The sequence below is a fragment of the Streptomyces cadmiisoli genome, from assembly GCF_003261055.1.
GTDB classification, from domain to species: Bacteria; Actinomycetota; Actinomycetes; order Streptomycetales; family Streptomycetaceae; genus Streptomyces; species Streptomyces cadmiisoli.
Genome location: NZ_CP030073.1, coordinates 5,709,845 through 5,727,542 on the forward strand (window position 1 = coordinate 5,709,845; position 17,698 = coordinate 5,727,542).

Consider the following 17,698-nt stretch of genomic DNA (forward strand, 5'->3'; position numbering starts at 1 on the left):
GCACGGGCGGGCGCGGCACTCGAAAGCCGCAACGGCGGTAGCGGCCCCGGTTTTCATGTGCCTGACTTCATATGACGGTTGATCAACGAGGGAGCAGCGGTGGAAGGCCGGACAAGAGCGAGGAAAGGAGCGGACATGGCTCCACACGACAAGCGGGTCCGGATCCGCCGGCTGGCCGCGGGGGCGGTGGTGGTCGCCGCGGGCGCCGCCCTGATCTCCGGTCCACCGGGCGATTCCGGAGTGGTGCCGGGCGACGACGCCCGCGCCCCGGCGCCGACCCCGGCGACGACCCCGGGCCGGGACAAGGAGGAACCGGCCTTCGGCGCGTTCCTCAGCTCCGACGCCCGCGGCGTGGCGCGCATGGCGCGGCTGAGCCACTGGCTGGGCGGAGCCGAGATCCGCGTCGGCCACACCTATCTGCCGGGGCACCGCTGGCGTGACATCGAGGGCGCCGCCGGCTTCCTCGAGGCGTGGGCGCACTGGCGCAAGCAGCGTGACGACCGGATGTTCGTCCTGAACGTCCCGCTCCAGGAGCGCAACGAGGAGGGCGTCCCCGACGACGAGGTGCGGGAACTGCTGCGGCGGGGCGCGGCCGGGGAGTTCGACCACCACTTCCGTACGCTCGCCGAGCGGCTGGTCGCCCTGGACGTGCCGGACACGGTGCTCGTCCTCGGCTGGGAGATGAACGGCACCACGTACACCCATCGCTGCGGGCCGGACCCGCAGGCCTGGAAGACGTACTGGAACAGAATCGTCACCACGATGCGTTCGGTGCCGGGCCAGCGGTTCCGGTTCGATTTCACGCCGAGCCGCGGCCGGGACGCCGTTCCCTGGACGGAGTGCTACCCGGGCGACGACACCGTCGACATCATCGGGCTCGACGCCTACGACCAGCCGGCCGGAATGTCCTTCGACGAGCAGATGACGGAGCCGTACGGACTTCAGGACCACGTGGATTTCGCGAAGGCCCACGGCAAACCCGTCTCGTTCCCCGAGTGGGGCCTGTTCCGCAACGGGGACAACCCCGAATACATGCGGCGCATGCTCGCGTGGATCGACAAGAACGCACCGCTCTACAACACGGTGACCGACTACTGCCCGCACGGCGTCTGGCAGTGCGAGGACAACCCGAGGTCGTCCCGCCTCTACCGGTCCACGCTGTTCGGCCGCGACGGAGTGAACCCGCCCCGGCCGCCCCGCCCCACACCCACACCCACCCCGACCGCGCCCCCCGCCGAGCCGCCCGGCTCCGAGTGCACGCCGATCGACCTGGGCAGCTGGGTGGAGGACTGGACGGGCGAGAAGTTCTGCGTACGCCTCCCCTGGTGACCGCGCACCCACCGGTCCGGCCGGAACCGGTCCGGCGGGTCCGTGTCTGACGGTGCCGGCCGGGTCCACCGCCGTCACCGCTGCCCGCGCACATCGGCGGCGGCGGCCGGGCCGGGCACCGAGGCGGCGGGAACGGGCTCGTCGTCCTGGCCGGGCCTGCGCGGCCGCGCCAGCAGGGCCAGGCCGCTGAGCAGTCCGCCCGCGCTGGTGCCCACCAGAGTCGTCACCGTCGTCGACGCGGACGTCGGCTCGGTCGGCTTCACCGCGCGCGAGAACTGCACCAGCCGCACCCGGGTGCTGTCCCGGGTGTCCTCCGCGTGCCGGGTCAGCGCGCGGGAGACCGCGTTGGCCATGTCGACGGCCAGGTCGCGGCGCGAGGAGGTGGCCGAGACCGCCACCATCGGCGCGTCCGGCGAGGTCGCGGTGCGCACGCTGTGCTGGAGCGTGCGCACCGGCACGCCCGCCCACACCTGCGCGTCGCCGAGCACCGCGAGCTGTGTGGCGGCCCGCCCGTACGCCTGGGCGAAGCCGAGCGCGGACTCCGGGCCGGAGTTCTCGGCCGGTACCGCGATGACGTAGCTGGTGGCCGTGTACTTCGGAGGGGTGAGCAGGCCGTACGCGCCGCCGAGCAGGCCCCCGAGGAGGGTGCCGGCCGCGAGCACGGACCAGGACGGCAGCCTGCCGGCACGCTCCAGGGACAGACGGCGCTGACGGGTCGGGGTGTCGCTCATGACGGGCTTGCTCCAAGAGGTGAGGGAGAGGACGAGCCGGCGACCGCCGCCGCGTACACGTCCATCAGGCGGGCTGCGCTGCGGGTGATGCTGTAGCGGTGCGCGCCCTCCGGCGCCGTACGGGGCCGGAGGCCGGACGCGCGGACCTCGGTGATCGCGCGGGCGTAGGCCTCGGCGCCGCCGGTGACGCGCCGGGCGCCCGCGGTGGCCTGCGGCGGCAGGTCCTCGATCGCGGGGCAGGAGGCGTAGAGCACGGGCAGGCCGGACGCCAGCGCCTCCACGGCCGCCAGACCGAACGCCTCCTCCTCGGACGGGGACGCGAGCACGTCCATCGCCGAGGTGAGGGAGGGCATGTCCGGTCCCGGCGATCCGTCGGGCACATAGGGGCGTTCGCCGGTGAACAGGACGCGGTCGGCGACGCCGACCTCGTGGGCGGTGCGGCGCAGCACCTGCTCCTCGGGTCCGCCGCCCACCAGCAGCAGCCAGTGGTCGTCGGGGAGCCGGGTCAGCGCGTGGATGAGGACGTCGAACCGCTTGCCCCGGGTGAGCCGGCCGATACCGCCCACGACCCGGGCGCCCTCGGGCAGGCCCAGACGCCGGCGGGTGCGCTCGCGCCGCTCCGCGTCGAAGCGGAAACGGTCCAGGTCGATGCCGTTGGGCACGACCTCGATGCGGGGTGCGGGCACGCCCAGCCGCTTCAGCCGGTCGGCCACCGTGGGGGAGACGGCGACGGTCGCGGAGCCGAGCCGTTCGCTGGCGAGGTACAGCGCGCGCACTCCCGCCGTCAGCCGTCGGCCCTCCATCTGCGAGTCGCCCAGCGAGTGTTCGGTGGCGACGACCGCGCGGACGCCGGCGATGCGCGCGGCGAGCCGGCCGTAGACACAGGCCCGGTACAGATGTGTGTGCACCAGGTCGTAGTCGCCGGCGCGGATCAACCGGACCAGGCGCGGCAGCGCGGCCAGATCGCGGTTGCCGCTCATGCCGAGGTGCACGACGCGCACCCCGTCCGCGGTGAGCCCTTCGCTGACCGCACCGGGGTTGGTGAGCGTGACGACGTCGCACCGCACGGGCAGATGGCGCAGCAGCAGGCGCAACTGCTGCTCGGCGCCGCCGACTCCGAGGCCGGTGATGATGTGCAGGGCCTTCATGTCACAGGCCCTCCACCGGGCGCCGGCGCAGCCGGTGCAGCCGGTGCTTGAGGTGCAGGCGCCAGGTCGTGTCGTTCTGGCCGACGTGCACCCGCGGCAGGGCGTGCGGCCCGGTGAGCGGGCCGGGGTCGATGGCGCAGCCGTAGGCGTATCCCGCGTCCCGTACGGCCGCCACGGCGCGCGCGTCGATCGTGCCGTACGGGTAGCAGAACCCGTCGACCGGTGTGCCGGTGAGCTCCGCGAGCAGCGCTCGGCTCTCCACCACCTCCGTCTTCAGGGTGAGGTCGTCGGCCCCGGTGAGGTCGACATGGGTCAGCCCGTGCGAGCCGATCTCCACGCCCTCGGCCGCCGCGTGCCGCACGCCGTCGGCGGTCAGCAGCGGCTTGCGCGGTCCCAGCGGGTCCCAGGCGTTGTCGCCGCCGAAGCGCCCGGGCAGTACGAACAGGGTGGCGCCGCAGTTCCAGCGGCGCAGCAGCGGCAGGGCGGCGGTGACGAAGTCGGCGTACCCGTCGTCGAAGGTGAGGCCGACCAGGTCCCGGCCCTGGCCCCGGGCGCGGGCGGCGAGCAGGTCGGCCACGGACACGCCGCGCAGTCCGCGCCGGCGCAGCCAGGCCAGCTGCCGGTCGAGCCGTTCGGGGGTGACGGTGATGCGGTAGGGGTCGTCCGAGCAGTCGCCCACCGAGTGGTACATCGCCACCCACGGGATCGGGCCCGGTCGGGGGACGGAGGGTCTGCCGGTGTCGACGGAATCAATGGATGCGGCCATGTGTGAGCCTTCGTGTGACGGTGCGTACGGAGCGCAGTGCGGATGCGGGGCCCTGGGCGCCCAGGGCCCAGGCGAGCGGGACGAAGACGGCGGTCACGGTCAGCACGCCGGCCGCGAGGCCCGCCACCGGCGACTGGAGCCGGCTCGCGACGAACGCGCCGGCGACGGTGGCGACGGCCGCCGCGCACACCGGGGCGGCCAGCTCGGCCAGCACCTGCGGGAGGCGGATCGAGACGCCGTAGGGGGTGTTCCGCCGCGTCGTGCGCAGTCCGGCCAGCAGCAGGGCGGCCGTGACGGTGATGCCGACGGCGTTGGCGGCGGCGATGCCCGCGACGCCCCAGACCTGCACGGTCGCGGCGCCGATCAGGGACGTCACCGCGATGCCCGCGGCCATCACGCCGGCCGGGTACCAGCTGGGGCGGCCCGCCGAGAAGTAGGACCGCAGCAGGGCGCCCACCAGGGTCTGACCCAGCAGTCCGAGCGCGTACACGCGCATGACGTCCGCAGTCGCCGCCGTGTCGGCGGCGGTGAACGCGCCCCGCTGGAAGAGCACTTCGATCATCTGCGGGGCGCAGGCGATCACCGCGCACATGCCCAGCAGCACCACGCAGGAGGCCAGTGCCAGATCCCGCTCGACGCGCTTGCGGGCCCGTTCGGTGTCACCGTCCGCGAGGGCCCGCGCCACCACCGGGAAGGTGACGGTGCACACCATCAGCGACAGCGTCATCGGGATCTGGGCGACCTTCTGGGCGTAGTTCAGATGCGAGATCGCCCCGGAGGGCAGGGACGAGGCGAGGAACCGTTCGACGAGGACCTGCGACTGACGGCACAGCGCGAACACGAGGACGGCCGCGACCAGGGCGAGCTGCATCGGCCGCTGCGCGGCGGCGGACCCGGTGCGGGCGGGGGACGGCGTGCGCGACGTCATCTCCCGCCACAGCGACGGCAGCTGCACCGCCACCATCAGACAGCCGCCCGCCGCGACGCCGACCGCCGCCGAGCGCACTCCCCAGTGCCCGCCGAGCAGGAACATCGCGGCGACGATGCCGATGTTGTAGACGACGTAGATCGCGGCCGGCGCGAGGAAGCGGCCGTGCGCCCGCAGGGCGGCGCTGCAGTACCCGGCGAGCCCGAAGGCCAGTACGCAGGTCGCGGTCAGCCGGGTGCAGTCGGCGGCGAGGCCGGGGTCGGGCAGACCGGGCGCGAGGGCCCGGACCAGATGCGGAGCGGTGGCGACGACCAGCGCCGCCACCGCCGCGAACGCCAGGCACAGCCGGGGCAGGGTCGCGGCGACCAGGGCGCGGACCGGATCGCCCGCCTCCCCGCGGGCGCGGCGGGCCAGCGCCATGCTGAACGCCGGGACCATCACCAGCGCCAGCCCGTCCTCGATGAGGAGCGTGGCGGCGAACTCCGGCACGGTCCACGCGACGAGGAAGGCGTCCGTGTCGCTCCCGGCGCCGAACAGCCGCGCCAGCGACTGGTCCCGCACCAGGCCGAGCAGGGAACCGGCGATCGACAGGGCCGCCGTGACCAGCGCGGCCCGGGCGAGGAAGCGCCCCGAGCCGGTGGCCGACGCCGGGTCGGCGCCGTCCCCGGTCGGGCCGCCGTTGCGCGCCGCGGGCACGGCCGCCGCGCCGTCCTTCTCGGAGCCGGGGGGTTGCGAGGGCACCACCGTCATCGCGCCAGGGCCTCCTCGACGCGCACCCGCGTCTCGCTGCGGGGCGCGTCCACCCGCTCGTCACCGGTCAGCGCCCACCAGGCGACCAGGCCCAGACCCACCGCGGTCAGCACGGTCGAGGGGCCGCCGATGTCGCCGTACACGAAGTCGGTCAGCAGCCACAGCAGCAGCCCGCAGGCGACCAGGCCGCAGTCGGCGCCCGGTCCCCGGTCGCGGACCCGCAGCAGCCGGCGCAGCCCGCACACCAGCAGCGCCAGCCAGCTCCCGGCGAGCGCGAGCAGGCCGACCAGGCCCTGCTCGCTCAGCAGCAGCAGGTACATGTTGTGCGGCGACAGCAAGGGCTGCCGCTGGTACGCCGATCCCGCGCCGCCGATGTCGCTGCCCGAGGACAGCGCCAGGGTGGCGTGCCGGTCCCGGTGGTCGGGAAAGCCCTTGATGCCGACGCCGGTCAGCGGCTCCTGACGCCAGATGCCGGTGGCGGACGCCCACAGGGCGTACCGGTCGACGACGGACTGGTCGGGCGCGTCGGTGACCTGCGTGATGCTGTCGATCCGCTGCTGGAGCGCCGCCGTACCGATGCCGAGGCCGCCGACCAGGACGACGCCCGCGGCGGTCACCGCGGCCGCCACCTTCAGCGCCCGCCGCAGACCGGTCAGCCCCAGCTGCACACCGCACGTCAGGGCGGTGGCGATCCACGCGCCCCGGCTGAAGGAGAGCGCGAGCGGGGCGAGCAGCACCAGGGCGCAGCCCGTGGCGAGGGCCCGCTGCCGGACGGGCCCCCGGCCCAGCGCGATCCCGACCGCGCACACCACGCCGAGCGAGACCGTCGTGGCCATGCCCATCACGTCGTGCGCGCCGAAGGTGCCGACCGCGCGCATGTCCTGGCCCTGGTAGGAGGCGCCGGTGCGGGTGACGTACTGGTGCACGCCGACCGCCCCCTGGCACAGCGCGAGCCCCACGAACGACCAGGCCAGCAGCCGGAAGTCGAAGCGGTCCCGGATCAGCAGCAGCACGGCCGCCGGGACCAGGACGAAGATCTGGAGATAGCGGCCGAGGCCGGTCAGCCCGGCCTCCGGCGAGGACGCCCCCATGGCGGCGAGCGCCAGCCCCACGACGGGCAGGCCCAGCACCACCACCGCGGTCGGCGACAGCGGGCGCCGCCTCTCGCGCAGCAGGCGGATCACGCAGTAGACCACCGCCAGCCCCGATGCCAGGTCGGCCGGCCCCGCGCCGTCCGGTGTCAGCGGCAGGGCCAGCAGGGCGGGCACGGCCAGCACGGGCAGGATCGGCGACACCGCCGCGACCCGGCGCGGAAGCGATGTCAGGGCGTGGCTCACGTCCGGTCAGCCCCCCGTCGGGCGGACCAGCGTGGCCGCGGTGCGCAGCAGGATGCAGATGTCCTGCCACAGCGACCAGTCGTCGATGTAGGCGTTGTCGAACCGGCAGCGGTCCTCGATGGAGGTGTCCCCGCGCAGCCCGTGCACCTGGGCGAGGCCGGTGATACCGGTCCGCATGCGGTGGCGGGTCGCGTAGCCGGGGTAGCTCTGGCTGAACTGGGAGACGAAGTAGGGTCGTTCGGGCCGCGGTCCGACCAGGCTCATGTCGCCGCGGAGCACGTTCCACAGCTGGAGCAGCTCGTCGAGCGAGGTGCGCCGCAGCATCCGGCAGAACCAGCGCATCTCGCTCTCGTTCGCCACGCTCCAGCGGGTCGCCGACTCGTGCTCGTCGACCGGGCGGTGCGTACGGAACTTCAGCAGCGTGAACGGCTTGCCGTTCTTCCCGATGCGTTCCTGCCGGAACACCACGCCCGGCCCGTCGATGATCCGCAGCGCCACCGCGAACGCCAGCAGCAGCGGACCGACCAGCAGCAGTCCCGCCCCCGAGGCGAGGATGTCGAGCAGCCGCTTGCCCGCGCTGCCGTGGCGCGCGGGCGACGGGTCCAGACGACGGCAGGAGAACCCGGCCAGCCGCTCCTTCGCCGGGTACGACGGGGTGTCGGCGTCGACCTCCCAGACCATGCAGCCGGACTCGGCCAGCGCCCGCAGCAGCGGTGCCCGGTCGGCACGGACGCAGGGGTGCACGGCCAGTACCGCCCGCACCCCGTTCTGGATGACGGCGCGCTCGACCTCCTGATCGGTGGTCAGCACCGGCAGGCCCTCGGCGGGGTCCGGCTGGTCGGCGACCACACCCACCGGCCGGATGCCGCACCGCGGGTGGCGCAGTACGGCGCCGGCCACGCGCTGCGCGGTGGCCGCCGGGCCGACGACCAGGGCGGTGTGCGGATGACGCAGCAGCGCGGCGCGCCGCCGGGCGTGCACCGCCCCGCGCAGCACACCGGCCGCACCCGCCTGAAGGGCGAGTCCGGCCAGTACGGTGCCGACGGACAGCGCGTGGTCGGGCCGGTACGCCGCCAGCAGCGCGGCCACCGCCAGCCAGGCGACCGCGATCCGGCCGCACACGGCGGGCAGTTCCTCCAGCAGCCCCGGCACGGGCGCCGGTTCGCGGCGCGGGCGGGCCAGCAGTGACACGGCGAGCAGCAGGCCGGCGAGCGGACCGCGGTCCTCGGCTCCGGCGAGCGCCAGTGTGCCCGTCACGGCGGCCAGGCCGTCCGCGACGAGCAGGGGGAGGGGTGAGGCCGACCGGGCGGGGGGCCGCGGGGCGGGGATCCGCCGGCCGGTGGCCGTGCCGCGTGGCGGCATGACCGAGACTGGTGAGAATCCGTGGTCCCGCGGCGGTACGCCGGGGGACGCCACGGTACGTTCGGCGGTCACGAGTGGATCGACTCCCTGTGCTGAGTGGGCTCGACGCGCCGTGTCGTCGGGTTCGCCTCGGTACCGCGGCCCGCGTCGAGCGGCTTTCCGCGCTCAGCGCCGAGGACCTGTGCGGGCTCGGCCGTTCGGGACGGGCGCGTCCATTGCGTGGCGGCCCACGTACCGAGCAGGTCGCGGTAGACGTCCGCGACCTGCTCGGCGGTGTGCCGTACGTCATGGGTGGACAGCACGTGCCGGCGGCCACGGTTGCCGAGCGACTCGCGCAGCGAAGGGTCGAGCAGCAGCTCGGTGACGGCGCAGGCCAGCGCTGCCGGCTTCTCCGGCGGGACCAGGCACCGGGCGGCGAAGCTGGACGGCAGGCTCTCGCGGGCCCCGTCGACGTCGGTGAGCACCACGGGCCGCCCGCAGGCCATCGCCTCCAGCGGGGCCAGCGCCATGCCCTCCCAGCGGGACGGCAGGACGACGAGGTCGGCGGCCTGGTACCAGGGGGAGGCGTCGGCGACGGCCCCGGTGAACAGCACGGAATCCGGGGCGTCCTGACGCAGGCGGTCGTGGTCGGGTCCGTCGCCGACCAGCACGAGGCGGGCGTCGGGCACCCGCTGCGCGACGGCGTCCCATGCCCGCAGCAGCACGTCCTGGCCCTTCTGCCGGCACAGACGCCCCACGCACACGGCGAGCGGCGTCGCGGGGGAGATGCCCGCGAGCGCCGCCAGCCCTGCCCGCACGGTGCCGGCGGCGGCGGGGCGGAAGCGCTCGGGATCGATGCCGTTCGGGACGACGGTCCAGCGGCCGGTGATGCCGGCCCGTTCTCCCGTCGCCCGTTCCGCCTCGCTCACGCACACCATCCGCGCGGCCCAGCGCGCCGCCCAGCGCTCCCATCTGAGCGCCAGGGCGGCGGTGCCTCCGGCGACCGCCTCGAACGACCAGGCGTGCGGCTGGAAGACGGTGGGAATCCGTCCGCGCACCGCGAGCCGTCCGGCGAGCCCGGCCTTGGCGCTGTGCGCGTGCACCAGATCGGGCCGCAACTCGGCGATCACCCCGGCCAGGTGCCGTACCTCGCGCACGATCGTCGGACCCGGCGACCGCGTCGCCGGCCAGTGCGCCACCTTCGCGCCGAGCGCCCGCAGGTCCTCGGTGAGCCGGCTGTTGGGGCAGGCGACGCTGACGTCCAGGCCGTCCGCCAGCTGTGCCCGGACCAGGTCCGTCACAACGCGTGCGACCCCGCCGTCCACCGGCTGGGTCAGGTGCAGTACCCGCCGCCGGGCCTTGGCCGGCGGCAGGTGCAGGTGCGCGGTTTCCTCGGTCACGAACGCGCCCGGGGCGGACGGCGACGAACTCATCGCTGGGCGTCTACGGCGGCGAACAGCACCCCGGCCCACGCCGCGTCCCGCTGGGACTGGAGCCGGACGGTCAGCTGGTCACCGGCGGGCTGGAGGCCTCTGAGGTCGAAGACGTCGGAGTCGTAGCCGAGGGTGTTGGCGTACGCGGGCACTCTCCCCGGGCCGTCCCCGGGGTCGCTGATGGTGGAGTTCAGGACGTCGTCGCCGGGATTGGCCGCGTCGCCGAGTGTGATGGGGGCGGACCGGCCGGTCGAGACGGTGAGCGAGTCACCGCCGACCCCGCGGTCGCCGTTGTAGGCGACCAGGCCCACCCGGCCGCCCGCGCCCGCCGGGTGACGCATGTCCTGCAGCCGGATCTCCTGCGCCCCGCCCGCTCTCAGCGGTGCGAACCCGTCCCACAGGGCGAGGTGCCGCAGTGGTTCCGAGGCGTTCTCGTACATCACCACCAGCGTCCAGCCGCCCCACGCGCCGGCCTCCGACCGGCCCATGGCGACGTTGACCTGGGCCACGGTGTACTGGCCCGGTCCGCCGTCCCGGACCAGCTGGGTGACGTCCGCCGAGGCCTGGAAGGCGTCCGCGCCGTCCGCCACACGGTGTCCGACGACCGAGTCCGCGAGGAGTTCCTTGTACTCGCCGCCCGGTTCGGCGACCAGCACCCGCCCGTTGTCCTGCGGCGGCTTCTGCTCGCCCACCCGCAGGTTGCCGCCCCAGTAGAGGCGTGCGTAGGTCACCCGGGAGCCGGAGGGCAGACGGATCTCCGACCGGGAGGAGTTGTAGGTGTTCGGGTCGTTGTCGATGTCGACGTAGAACATGTCGAAGTCGTTGTTCGCCCCGGGCCGGCCGCCTCGCACCTCGGAACACGAGGGCGCGGCGCTCGGCACGCAGCTGATGGAGGAGTTGGCGGCACGCACGATGCCGCCGTGCTGATGCACGCGGTACCGCTGGGCGAAGGCGAGGCTTTCCGCCTCCGGTGCCGGCGCGGCGGCCGGCACGGCGGCCGGGGAGCCGCCGGTAGTCCACATCGCGGCCAGGGCGAGAACGCCCACGGTGGCACGGCGAAGCAGCGGACCCAGGGATTGGCGCATGACCGTCGGTGCCCTTTCGGAACAAGTGGCGGCGGCAGCAGCGGCACGAGTGCGGTGTGTCCGCCCAGAGGGGTGTGTCGGGAGGTTCGCAACTCTAATCACCGAATGGACAAATATGGTGAAACCAGACAAGTGTGTCGGAATGGTGAAGCCGTTCACCTGTGCGCGACCGTGCGGCCCGCGCGCGCGGTGTCGGGCGGCCGCTCCCCAACGATGGATCGGCGAGGGCCTGTTCCTTGTCTCGGCCGCAACGGGCGGCGACGCGAGCGATGGGCCGGGGCGGGACGTGCGCTTCCCCCGAACGGGCGCGCGGACGCTGTCGGCTTGACACACCGTCTGATCAGTGACGACTCGGCGACCGGGGGAAGACACGCCGTCACTAAAAGCCTATGAACGGTTGCGCAATGTGACGATATCTTTCACGGTTGGGCTCAAGATCCCGAGCCCGTCGAAAGGAATCCCCATGCGTGCCCTGCCCGCACGGCGCCTGGCGTCAGGTGCACTGTGCGCCGCCCTCCTGGTCGGCATCACCGGCCCCGCCGCCGCGGCGGCCGACTCGGCCGACGAGCGCAGCCGTACGACGTCGGCCGATGCGCCGCTGCCCGGCGCGGACGCGCTGCGCACCCAGATCGGGCGGCTCCGCGCCCTCGGAGTGGAACTCGCCCCGGTCACCGACCTGCTGAACGCCGCCCTCGGCGCGGACGGCACCCGGATGTCCGACGCCGAGGCGAAACGACTGGGCCGCGCCGCGAAGGACGCCCTGGCCGAGGCGGCCGCCAAGGCTCCCGCGATCCCGCTGACGCCGCCGGCGTCGGTGCTCGGCACGGGTGTGCTGCTGGTGCCCCTTCCCGCCCCGGCCGCCACCGAGCCCGAAGCCGAGGCCGCACTGCGTGCCGACCTCGTGGGCGACCTGCTGGACGCCCTGGGCAAGGCGGTCGACGGTCTGCTGGCGGCGGTCACCGCGGGGGACGTCGACGCGGCCCTGGTGTCGCTCGACGATCTGCTGAAGGAACTGAAGGCCCTGCTCGACGCGCTGCTCGGCGGACTGACCCCGGCCCAGACCCTGCCCAGCCCCGCCCCGGCCGCGTCCGAGCCCCCGGCGCCAGCCGTCACGCTCCCCGGTGTCACGATGACGCAGACGATGCTGCTGTCGACCTCGTGAACCCGGCGTGAGCGCCGTACGCCACGGCTCTCGCCCCTTCGGTCGTGGTGCCCTCCCTCGGGACGGGCACCACGACCGTTTTCGTGCCCCCGTCACTCGCGGCACCGGGGCCGGTCACGCGCGGACGCGCGGTCCGTCAGAGATCTCATATGAGGACTTGCAATCTTCGCCACCTCCGGTTTCCGCCCCGAGCACGGCTCGTTAGGCACGGCGACAGAACCCCCCTCCGGCGACCCGCGTTGCCGAAGAAAGGAACACGATGAAGTCCCTGAAGGCTGCCGCCGTCGTTTTCGGATCCCTGATCGCTGCCGGTGCGGCCACTCCCGCGTCCGCCCTCGAGGTGCAGAGTGCCCCCGAGCAGAGCGCGCCCGACGTGGCGCAGACCGGTCTCAGCGGCGGGGTGAACACCAGGGTCCCGCTGTCCATCTTCGGCACGGGGAGCAACGCGTCGCTGGTCCACCAGGCGAAGGAGGCCGCGACGGTGGTCAACGACGCCAAGCCGGTGCACGGCAACCTGTGGCTGTAAGCCTCGCACGCGTCGTACGGAGGGACGGCCCCCTGGCGGAGTACGGGGGCCGTCCCTCCGCGTGTACGGCCACGCGAGACGCGACGCCAACTTCCGGGCGAGGGGAATGATCTGACGGATAGTCAGATCATAGGTCTCGCGCAGGGGGCCGCCGGTGACTCACCGGTGGCCCCCACCCGCCCGGCCGCGCGGCGGTGACCGCACGCAAGGTTCCTCGGTTACGGCTACCGACACAACGGACCGGACGAGGAGCGAACCATGGTCGGCGGCACCGGCGGAGAACCGATGGACGCCGAGGCCGGAGCCTCGGCCCCGGCCCGGCCGCGGGGCAGAACACGGCGAGGGCTGGCCCGCGGCCTGCGCCGCTGGGTCCTCGCCGCCGCCCTCGCCGTCCCGCCGGCCGCCGCGCCGGGGCCGTCGCACCCCGCCTCCGGCTCGCGGGACCGCACGGGGGACATCGCCTTCGACCTCACGTATCGCGGCCGCCGCGTCCGCGGGATGCGGATCGGCGCGCACGGCGCCGACGGGGCGGATCCGGCGGGCGAGGACGAACGGTGGCACGTCACCGTGGACGGCCGCCCGCTGCACCTGATGCGCCGCGCGGACGGCACCTGGCTCAGCATGGTCGACCACTACTGCTCGTCCCGCACACCGCTCGACGCCGCCCGCGCCGCCGTCGACGAACTCGGCCCCGGCCGGCGGCTGCGCACCCCGGCCGCCGGCCACCCGCACCCGGGGGAGCGGCATGGCGTACGTGCGTAAGGACGCGAGCACACTCACCACGACCGAGCGGCGCCGCTTCGTCAAAGCGCTGCTGGAGGTCAAACGGAGCGGAGAGTACGAGGAGTTCGTGCGGATGCACATCGCGTACTTCCGTGCCGACGGCGAACACCGACTCCGCGCCGCGCACATGGCGCCCTCCTTCCTGCCGTGGCACCGCCGGTTCCTGCTGGAACTGGAGGAGGCGCTGCGCCGGGTGGACGCGTCGGTGACGCTGCCGTACTGGGACTGGACGCGTGAGCGCACCACCACCTCGTCGCCCTGGACGGCCGACCTCCTCGGCGGCACCGGGCGCCGCTCGGACCGGCAGGTGACGACCGGCCCCTTCGCCCACCGGGAGGGCGACTGGACCCTCAAGGAAGGCGTGACCGACGGCGCGTTCCTGACCCGCGACCTCGGCCGTCCCGGCAACCCGATCGACCTGCCCGCCGGGCGCGATCTGGAGTGGGCGCTGAAGGAGCCCGTCTACGACGTGGCGCCCTGGGACTCGACGGTCACCCGCGGGTTCCGCAACAGGATGGAGGGCTGGGGCACCGGACGGGGCAGCGCGTCCTGGCTCAACCACAACCGGGTGCACCGCTGGGTGGGCGGCACGATGCTCGGCGGGGCCTCCGTCAACGACCCGGTCTTCTGGTTGCATCACGCCTTCGTGGACCTCCAGTGGGACCGCTGGCAGCGCCGGCACCGCGGCGCCCGCTATCTCCCCGCGACACCGCCGGGCCCCGAAGACGCCCAGCACAACCGGGTCGTGGCGCGGCATCAGAAACTGCCGCCGTGGGACGTGACGCCCGACGAGCTGGAGGACGTCTCCGGGGTCTACCGGTACGCATGAGACCCGCGGGCATGGAAAAGCCCCGGCGCTCCAGGGTGCCGGGGCTCCAGGGGCGGCACGGCCGACGGCGGGTGACGCCGGTGGCCGTGCCGTGCGCTTCTTGTGTCAGCCCCGGTTCTCGCAGGCGTTGGCGAGAGCCGAGTTGAGCCCGCCGATCGCGGTGACGGTGTTGCCGCACACGTTGAGCGGCACGTGGACCGGGGCCTGGATCGAATTGCCGGACACGAAGCCGGGCGAGCCCGCCGCCGCGCCCTCGGCGACGGAGTTCGCCGCGGCGACACCGGCTCCGCCGAGCGCCACGACGCCCGTGCCGAGAGCGACAACGCCAACCTTCGCGATGCGAGACATCACGTTCTCCTTAGTGACTCGGTAAGTACGGCAGCAGAACGCGCGACCGCACTGCCCCTTCAACGCGGCGGCCCCCGACCGGTCACGGCGATCTGCCCCGGATCACCCCTTTTGAAGAGGGGTTTCGCCGTGCGGGCGGGAGATTTCCGATCCCGGTCGCCCCCGCTCGCCCGAACGGGTTGGGTCCACCCGGTTCCGGCTCTCCTCTCCCACCGCCCCGCCCCCTCAAGAAACTTACGGGATTGGGCGTTTTGTCTGCCAAAAGCCGGAAACCGTCCCTTACAGTTGGCGACTGTCAGTGACAAGTCCAACACGGACTGTGTCAACTCGAGAACGGAGAGGTAATGCGCAAGTACCAGAAGGCCGCAGTTGTCGTGGCCATGCTCGGCAGCGTCGGCTTCCTCGGCGCGGGCGTGAGCCACGCGGGCGGGGACGACAAGTTCAAGCTCAGCAACGACCAGAACCAGTCGTGCTCGGCCAACGACACGACCCAGGGTCTCGTGAACGTCGACGACGTCAACGTCTCGGTCGGTGCCCTGCTTGGCCTGTCGAACCAGGACAACAGCGAGCGCGAGGCCGTGACCTGCGCTCAGAGCTTCACCCTCGGCAAGTGATCGCTGATCTCTGATCAGGTGATCCAGGCAGGTCACGGGACTCTTCATGGAGTCCCGGGGCCTGCCGCCTGGTTTTTGTCGCCCGAGCGTTCGGAACGACCGTGCCGCCAGGCGGCGTTGGTCGACCGCAAAGGAACAGGTAGATGCTCAGTTCGAAGAAGATGGCAGCGGTGGCGGGCTTTCTCGGCGGTCTGGCCCTCATCGGAGCCGGTGCCGTGCAGGCCTACGGCATCGACGGGGCCGGCACCTGCGTGGAGGACGGCGCGGGGCACATCCGCTGCGTGCAGGTGAGCCAGCACGAGGTCACCACCGACAAGGACGGGAACGTCACTGTCGTCAACCAGTCGACGCAGAACTGCCCCACCTCGCACAGCCAGGCCACGTGCGTCGACAACGCCGTGGTCGGCGGCGCGAAGAGCTGACGCACCGCCGGCCGGCGACCGTCCGCTCGCTTCGCGAAGGTGCGGCTGCCGGCTCGTGAAGCACGCCTCAACGGCGGTTGCCCGAGCGGCGGTTGAGCCCGTCGAGGTGTCCGGCGCAGGGCACGGCCCGCGCCCGCTTCGCACCCGGAAGTGTCACAACTCGCCTTTCTTCAAGAAATTTATGCGAACGGGGCGTTTCGCCCGCCAAAGCCCTAAAAAGTCAACTACAGTTGGCGACTGTCAGTGACCGGTCCATCACGGACTGTGTACTTGAGAACGGAGAGGTAATGCGCAAGTACCAGAAGGCTGCGGTCGTCGCGGCCATGCTCGGCAGCGTCAGCTTCCTCGGCGCCGGCGTCGTCAACGCGTCGGACGGTGACGAGAAGGTCAAGATCACCAACGACCAGACTCAGGCGTGCGAGCAGAACGACTCGGCGCAGGGCCTGATCAACCTTGACGACGTCAACGTCTCGGTCGCCATCCTCGGCCTCTCGAACCAGGACAACAGCGAGCGCGAGTCGGTGACCTGCTCGCAGAACTTCACCCTCGGCAAGTGATCGCTGATCACTGATCAGGTGATCCAGGCAGGCCGCGGGACTCCCTCCGGAGTCCCGAGGCCTGCCGCCTGGCTTTTCGGGCCGGCCAAGAATTCGGAACGACTTCGCCGACCAGCCGCGGGGAGTCGACCGTAAAGGAAAAGGTAAATGTTCAATTCGAAGAAGATCGCAGCGGTGGCGGGATTCCTGGGAAGCGTTGCCCTGGTCGGTGTCGGTGCCGTTCAGGCGCACGCCGTCGAGGGTCCCGGCAATTGCGTCAGTGACGGTGCCGGCAAAATGCGCTGCGTGGAGGTGAAGCACTACGAGTTCACCACCGAGAGTGGCCAGAAGGTCGAACTCGTTCACAAGTCGACGCAGAACTGCCCCACTTCGCACAGCCAGGTCAGCTGCGTCAGCAACCTCGACGTCAGCAACAAGAAGTCCTGACGCCCCGTCGAGTGCGGCCGGGACGCTTCTGCTCTCCTCGGCCCCCTTCGCGTGGATCCGCCCGCACGGCGGACGACGGCCGGGACCCGGTGCCGGGTCCCGGCCGTTTTGCGTGCGTGGGTGCGTGGGTGCGTGGGTGCGTGGGTGCGTGGGTGCGTGGGTGCGTGGGTGCGTGGGGTGTGGCGCTTGGCGCCCGGTGCGTGATGGGCCTGGAGCGCCGGGCCCGGCTCTGGTGCCGGGTGGGTCCGGGGAGGGGCCCGGGGTGAAGGCTCGGGTGTCCGGGCTGAGGCGCCATGGGGATGGGGGCCTGCGCTGCGGGGCTGGGGCTGATCCCTGCCTCGGGGTGTGAGTACCTACCCGTGGGGCGGGTCCGTGCCCATGGGCGGTCCTGGGCGGTCATGTGCCCCACAGGCCGGTCCCTGGCTCGGGGGGTGAGCCGTGTCCCACGGGCGGATCCGTGGCCGGAGCGGCCCGATCGTCGGCCGGGGCGGCGACTGATCAGGGGTCTGTGCGCGATTTTCGGCCGTAGATGGTGGGGCGGCGGGCGGCCGGTTGGTTCGTAGGACGGTCCCGTGCGGGCTTCGGGTCGGCTCGCGCGCGGGGGTGCCGTCCCGCGCGGCGGGTCCGATCGGGTGGCGCATCGGGGTGACTGTCGGGGTCCGCGCCCTGCGCGTACTGCCGCCCGGCTGGGCTGGAGGGGAGGGAGCGGCGGTCACGGTCCCGATGTCGGGCGGCCAGCGCCAGGCCCTGTCGGGAGCATGCGGACGCCCTCCTGGGGAGGGCTGGGGATGGCGCCCCCGGCAGGACTCGAACCTGCGGCCAAGCGCTTAGAAGGCGCCTGCTCTATCCACTGAGCTACGGGGGCCGGGTGTGGTGGCCTCTGTCGTGGTGTCCCGGGTGCGGGCTGTTCCGTGACGTTGCCGGGGACAAGGATAGGGCTCCCGGATCCTTGACCCTGTTGCTTCACCTCCGTGGCTCGATGTGGAGGTTCGGTGAAGCGGTCCTGATAATCGCAGGCAGGTACGAATCGTGCATCGCTTTTGGCGCCACGCGCACCGGGTGTTGTGCACTCGTTATGCCTGGACTGTGTCCCTGTCCCAGTCGTCCCTTCCATCCCTTGTGTTCTGTCGGCGCGCAGACATGCTCATATGCTTCAGATATCCAATAAAATTGGGCATTCTTC

At 72.8% G+C, this 17,698-nt stretch carries 18 protein-coding genes and 1 tRNA gene; 9 read left to right on the forward strand and 10 right to left on the reverse strand.

Features of this window, described 5'->3' with window-relative positions:
• Window positions 1-135: 135 nt before the first annotated feature.
• Window positions 136-1,329 (forward strand): glycoside hydrolase family 26 protein, encoded by a 1,194-nt coding sequence (locus DN051_RS24940; protein WP_053763097.1) that lies wholly within the window; start codon window positions 136-138, stop codon window positions 1,327-1,329.
• A 74-nt stretch (window positions 1,330-1,403) separates the two neighbouring features.
• Here DN051_RS24940 and DN051_RS24945 read toward each other — a convergent pair whose 3' ends face one another.
• The 8 genes from DN051_RS24945 to DN051_RS24980 are packed head-to-tail and all read right to left on the reverse strand — an operon-like array spanning window position 1,404 to window position 10,848.
• Window positions 1,404-2,060, reverse strand: coding sequence for a YveK family protein (locus DN051_RS24945; RefSeq protein ID WP_053763098.1), 657 nt, complete (start codon window positions 2,058-2,060; stop codon window positions 1,404-1,406).
• Window positions 2,057-3,208, reverse strand: a complete 1,152-nt coding sequence (locus DN051_RS24950; protein WP_053763099.1) for a glycosyltransferase — start codon at window positions 3,206-3,208, stop codon at window positions 2,057-2,059. Before DN051_RS24950 ends, DN051_RS24945 begins: the two co-directional genes overlap by 4 nt.
• Window position 3,209: 1 nt before the next feature.
• Window positions 3,210-3,974 carry a polysaccharide deacetylase family protein gene (locus DN051_RS24955; RefSeq protein ID WP_053763100.1) on the reverse strand — a complete coding sequence of 255 codons (765 nt, stop codon included), beginning with the start codon at window positions 3,972-3,974 and terminating at the stop codon, window positions 3,210-3,212.
• Window positions 3,958-5,652, reverse strand: coding sequence for a lipid II flippase MurJ (locus DN051_RS24960; protein ID WP_053763101.1), 1,695 nt, complete (start codon window positions 5,650-5,652; stop codon window positions 3,958-3,960). Before DN051_RS24960 ends, DN051_RS24955 begins: the two co-directional genes overlap by 17 nt.
• Window positions 5,649-6,989 (reverse strand): O-antigen ligase family protein, encoded by a 1,341-nt coding sequence (locus tag DN051_RS24965; RefSeq protein WP_053763102.1) that lies wholly within the window; start codon window positions 6,987-6,989, stop codon window positions 5,649-5,651. The genes DN051_RS24960 and DN051_RS24965 overlap by 4 nt, the downstream gene beginning before the upstream one ends.
• A 6-nt stretch (window positions 6,990-6,995) precedes the next feature.
• Window positions 6,996-8,423 carry an exopolysaccharide biosynthesis polyprenyl glycosylphosphotransferase gene (locus tag DN051_RS24970; protein WP_053763103.1) on the reverse strand — a complete coding sequence of 476 codons (1,428 nt, stop codon included), beginning with the start codon at window positions 8,421-8,423 and terminating at the stop codon, window positions 6,996-6,998.
• Window positions 8,420-9,763 (reverse strand): glycosyltransferase, encoded by a 1,344-nt coding sequence (locus DN051_RS24975; protein WP_053763104.1) that lies wholly within the window; start codon window positions 9,761-9,763, stop codon window positions 8,420-8,422. Before DN051_RS24975 ends, DN051_RS24970 begins: the two co-directional genes overlap by 4 nt.
• A complete protein-coding gene (locus tag DN051_RS24980) occupies window positions 9,760-10,848 on the reverse strand; it encodes a hypothetical protein (protein ID WP_053763105.1) in 1,089 nt (362 codons plus the stop codon). The genes DN051_RS24975 and DN051_RS24980 overlap by 4 nt, the downstream gene beginning before the upstream one ends.
• A 463-nt stretch (window positions 10,849-11,311) precedes the next feature.
• On the opposite strand from DN051_RS24980, the gene DN051_RS24985 reads away from it, so the two are divergent.
• The 4 genes from DN051_RS24985 (at window position 11,312) to DN051_RS25000 (ending at window position 14,148) form a co-directional block, all read left to right on the forward strand.
• On the forward strand, window positions 11,312-12,010 hold the full coding sequence (locus tag DN051_RS24985) for a hypothetical protein (RefSeq protein WP_112439549.1): 699 nt from the start codon (window positions 11,312-11,314) through the stop codon (window positions 12,008-12,010).
• 259 nt (window positions 12,011-12,269) lie between these two features.
• Window positions 12,270-12,536 (forward strand): hypothetical protein, encoded by a 267-nt coding sequence (locus tag DN051_RS24990; RefSeq protein WP_053763107.1) that lies wholly within the window; start codon window positions 12,270-12,272, stop codon window positions 12,534-12,536.
• Between the two features lie 258 nt (window positions 12,537-12,794).
• The gene (locus DN051_RS24995; RefSeq protein ID WP_053763108.1) at window positions 12,795-13,298 is read left to right on the forward strand and encodes a tyrosinase family oxidase copper chaperone; all 504 of its coding nucleotides are present in this window, start codon (window positions 12,795-12,797) and stop codon (window positions 13,296-13,298) included.
• Complete coding sequence (locus DN051_RS25000) at window positions 13,282-14,148, forward strand: tyrosinase family protein (protein ID WP_053763109.1); 867 nt, start codon at window positions 13,282-13,284, stop codon at window positions 14,146-14,148. The genes DN051_RS24995 and DN051_RS25000 overlap by 17 nt, the downstream gene beginning before the upstream one ends.
• Before the next feature lie 105 nt (window positions 14,149-14,253).
• Here the strand turns inward: DN051_RS25000 and DN051_RS25005 are convergent, their stop codons facing one another.
• Window positions 14,254-14,496, reverse strand: coding sequence for a chaplin (locus tag DN051_RS25005; RefSeq protein ID WP_053763110.1), 243 nt, complete (start codon window positions 14,494-14,496; stop codon window positions 14,254-14,256).
• A gap of 344 nt (window positions 14,497-14,840) precedes the next feature.
• On the opposite strand from DN051_RS25005, the gene DN051_RS25010 reads away from it, so the two are divergent.
• The 4 genes from DN051_RS25010 to DN051_RS25025 all read left to right on the forward strand — a co-directional run bounded on the left by DN051_RS25010 (window position 14,841) and on the right by DN051_RS25025 (window position 16,515).
• A complete protein-coding gene (locus DN051_RS25010; RefSeq protein ID WP_053763111.1) occupies window positions 14,841-15,110 on the forward strand; it encodes a hypothetical protein in 270 nt (89 codons plus the stop codon).
• Between the two features lie 143 nt (window positions 15,111-15,253).
• The gene (locus DN051_RS25015) at window positions 15,254-15,532 is read left to right on the forward strand and encodes a hypothetical protein (RefSeq protein WP_053763112.1); all 279 of its coding nucleotides are present in this window, start codon (window positions 15,254-15,256) and stop codon (window positions 15,530-15,532) included.
• A 287-nt stretch (window positions 15,533-15,819) separates the two neighbouring features.
• Window positions 15,820-16,089 carry a hypothetical protein gene (locus tag DN051_RS25020; protein WP_053763113.1) on the forward strand — a complete coding sequence of 90 codons (270 nt, stop codon included), beginning with the start codon at window positions 15,820-15,822 and terminating at the stop codon, window positions 16,087-16,089.
• A 147-nt stretch (window positions 16,090-16,236) separates the two neighbouring features.
• Entirely contained in the window at window positions 16,237-16,515 is a 279-nt protein-coding gene (locus DN051_RS25025; RefSeq protein ID WP_053763114.1) for a hypothetical protein, read from the forward strand.
• Between the two features lie 789 nt (window positions 16,516-17,304).
• Here the strand turns inward: DN051_RS25025 and DN051_RS25030 are convergent.
• A tRNA-Arg gene (locus DN051_RS25030) sits at window positions 17,305-17,380 on the reverse strand.
• Window positions 17,381-17,698: the final 318 nt, after the last annotated feature.

Bases quoted from the DNA above. Each gene is read 5' to 3' on its own strand.
- DN051_RS24950 (WP_053763099.1), bottom strand. From the start codon at position 3,208: ATGAAGGCCCTGCACATCATCACCGGCCTCGGAGTCGGCGGCGCCGAG.
- DN051_RS25005 (WP_053763110.1), bottom strand. From the start codon at position 14,496: ATGTCTCGCATCGCGAAGGTTGGCGTTGTCGCTCTCGGCACGGGCGTC.
- DN051_RS24985 (WP_112439549.1), top strand. From the start codon at position 11,312: ATGCGTGCCCTGCCCGCACGGCGCCTGGCGTCAGGTGCACTGTGCGCC.
- DN051_RS24990 (WP_053763107.1), top strand. From the start codon at position 12,270: ATGAAGTCCCTGAAGGCTGCCGCCGTCGTTTTCGGATCCCTGATCGCT.
- DN051_RS24945 (WP_053763098.1), bottom strand. From the start codon at position 2,060: ATGAGCGACACCCCGACCCGTCAGCGCCGTCTGTCCCTGGAGCGTGCC.
- DN051_RS24980 (WP_053763105.1), bottom strand. From the start codon at position 10,848: ATGCGCCAATCCCTGGGTCCGCTGCTTCGCCGTGCCACCGTGGGCGTT.
- DN051_RS25015 (WP_053763112.1), top strand. From the start codon at position 15,254: ATGCTCAGTTCGAAGAAGATGGCAGCGGTGGCGGGCTTTCTCGGCGGT.
- DN051_RS24940 (WP_053763097.1), top strand. From the start codon at position 136: ATGGCTCCACACGACAAGCGGGTCCGGATCCGCCGGCTGGCCGCGGGG.
- DN051_RS24955 (WP_053763100.1), bottom strand. From the start codon at position 3,974: ATGGCCGCATCCATTGATTCCGTCGACACCGGCAGACCCTCCGTCCCC.
- DN051_RS24995 (WP_053763108.1), top strand. From the start codon at position 12,795: ATGGTCGGCGGCACCGGCGGAGAACCGATGGACGCCGAGGCCGGAGCC.
- DN051_RS24975 (WP_053763104.1), bottom strand. From the start codon at position 9,763: ATGAGTTCGTCGCCGTCCGCCCCGGGCGCGTTCGTGACCGAGGAAACC.
- DN051_RS25010 (WP_053763111.1), top strand. From the start codon at position 14,841: ATGCGCAAGTACCAGAAGGCCGCAGTTGTCGTGGCCATGCTCGGCAGC.
- DN051_RS25020 (WP_053763113.1), top strand. From the start codon at position 15,820: ATGCGCAAGTACCAGAAGGCTGCGGTCGTCGCGGCCATGCTCGGCAGC.
- DN051_RS24960 (WP_053763101.1), bottom strand. From the start codon at position 5,652: ATGACGGTGGTGCCCTCGCAACCCCCCGGCTCCGAGAAGGACGGCGCG.
- DN051_RS25000 (WP_053763109.1), top strand. From the start codon at position 13,282: ATGGCGTACGTGCGTAAGGACGCGAGCACACTCACCACGACCGAGCGG.
- DN051_RS25025 (WP_053763114.1), top strand. From the start codon at position 16,237: ATGTTCAATTCGAAGAAGATCGCAGCGGTGGCGGGATTCCTGGGAAGC.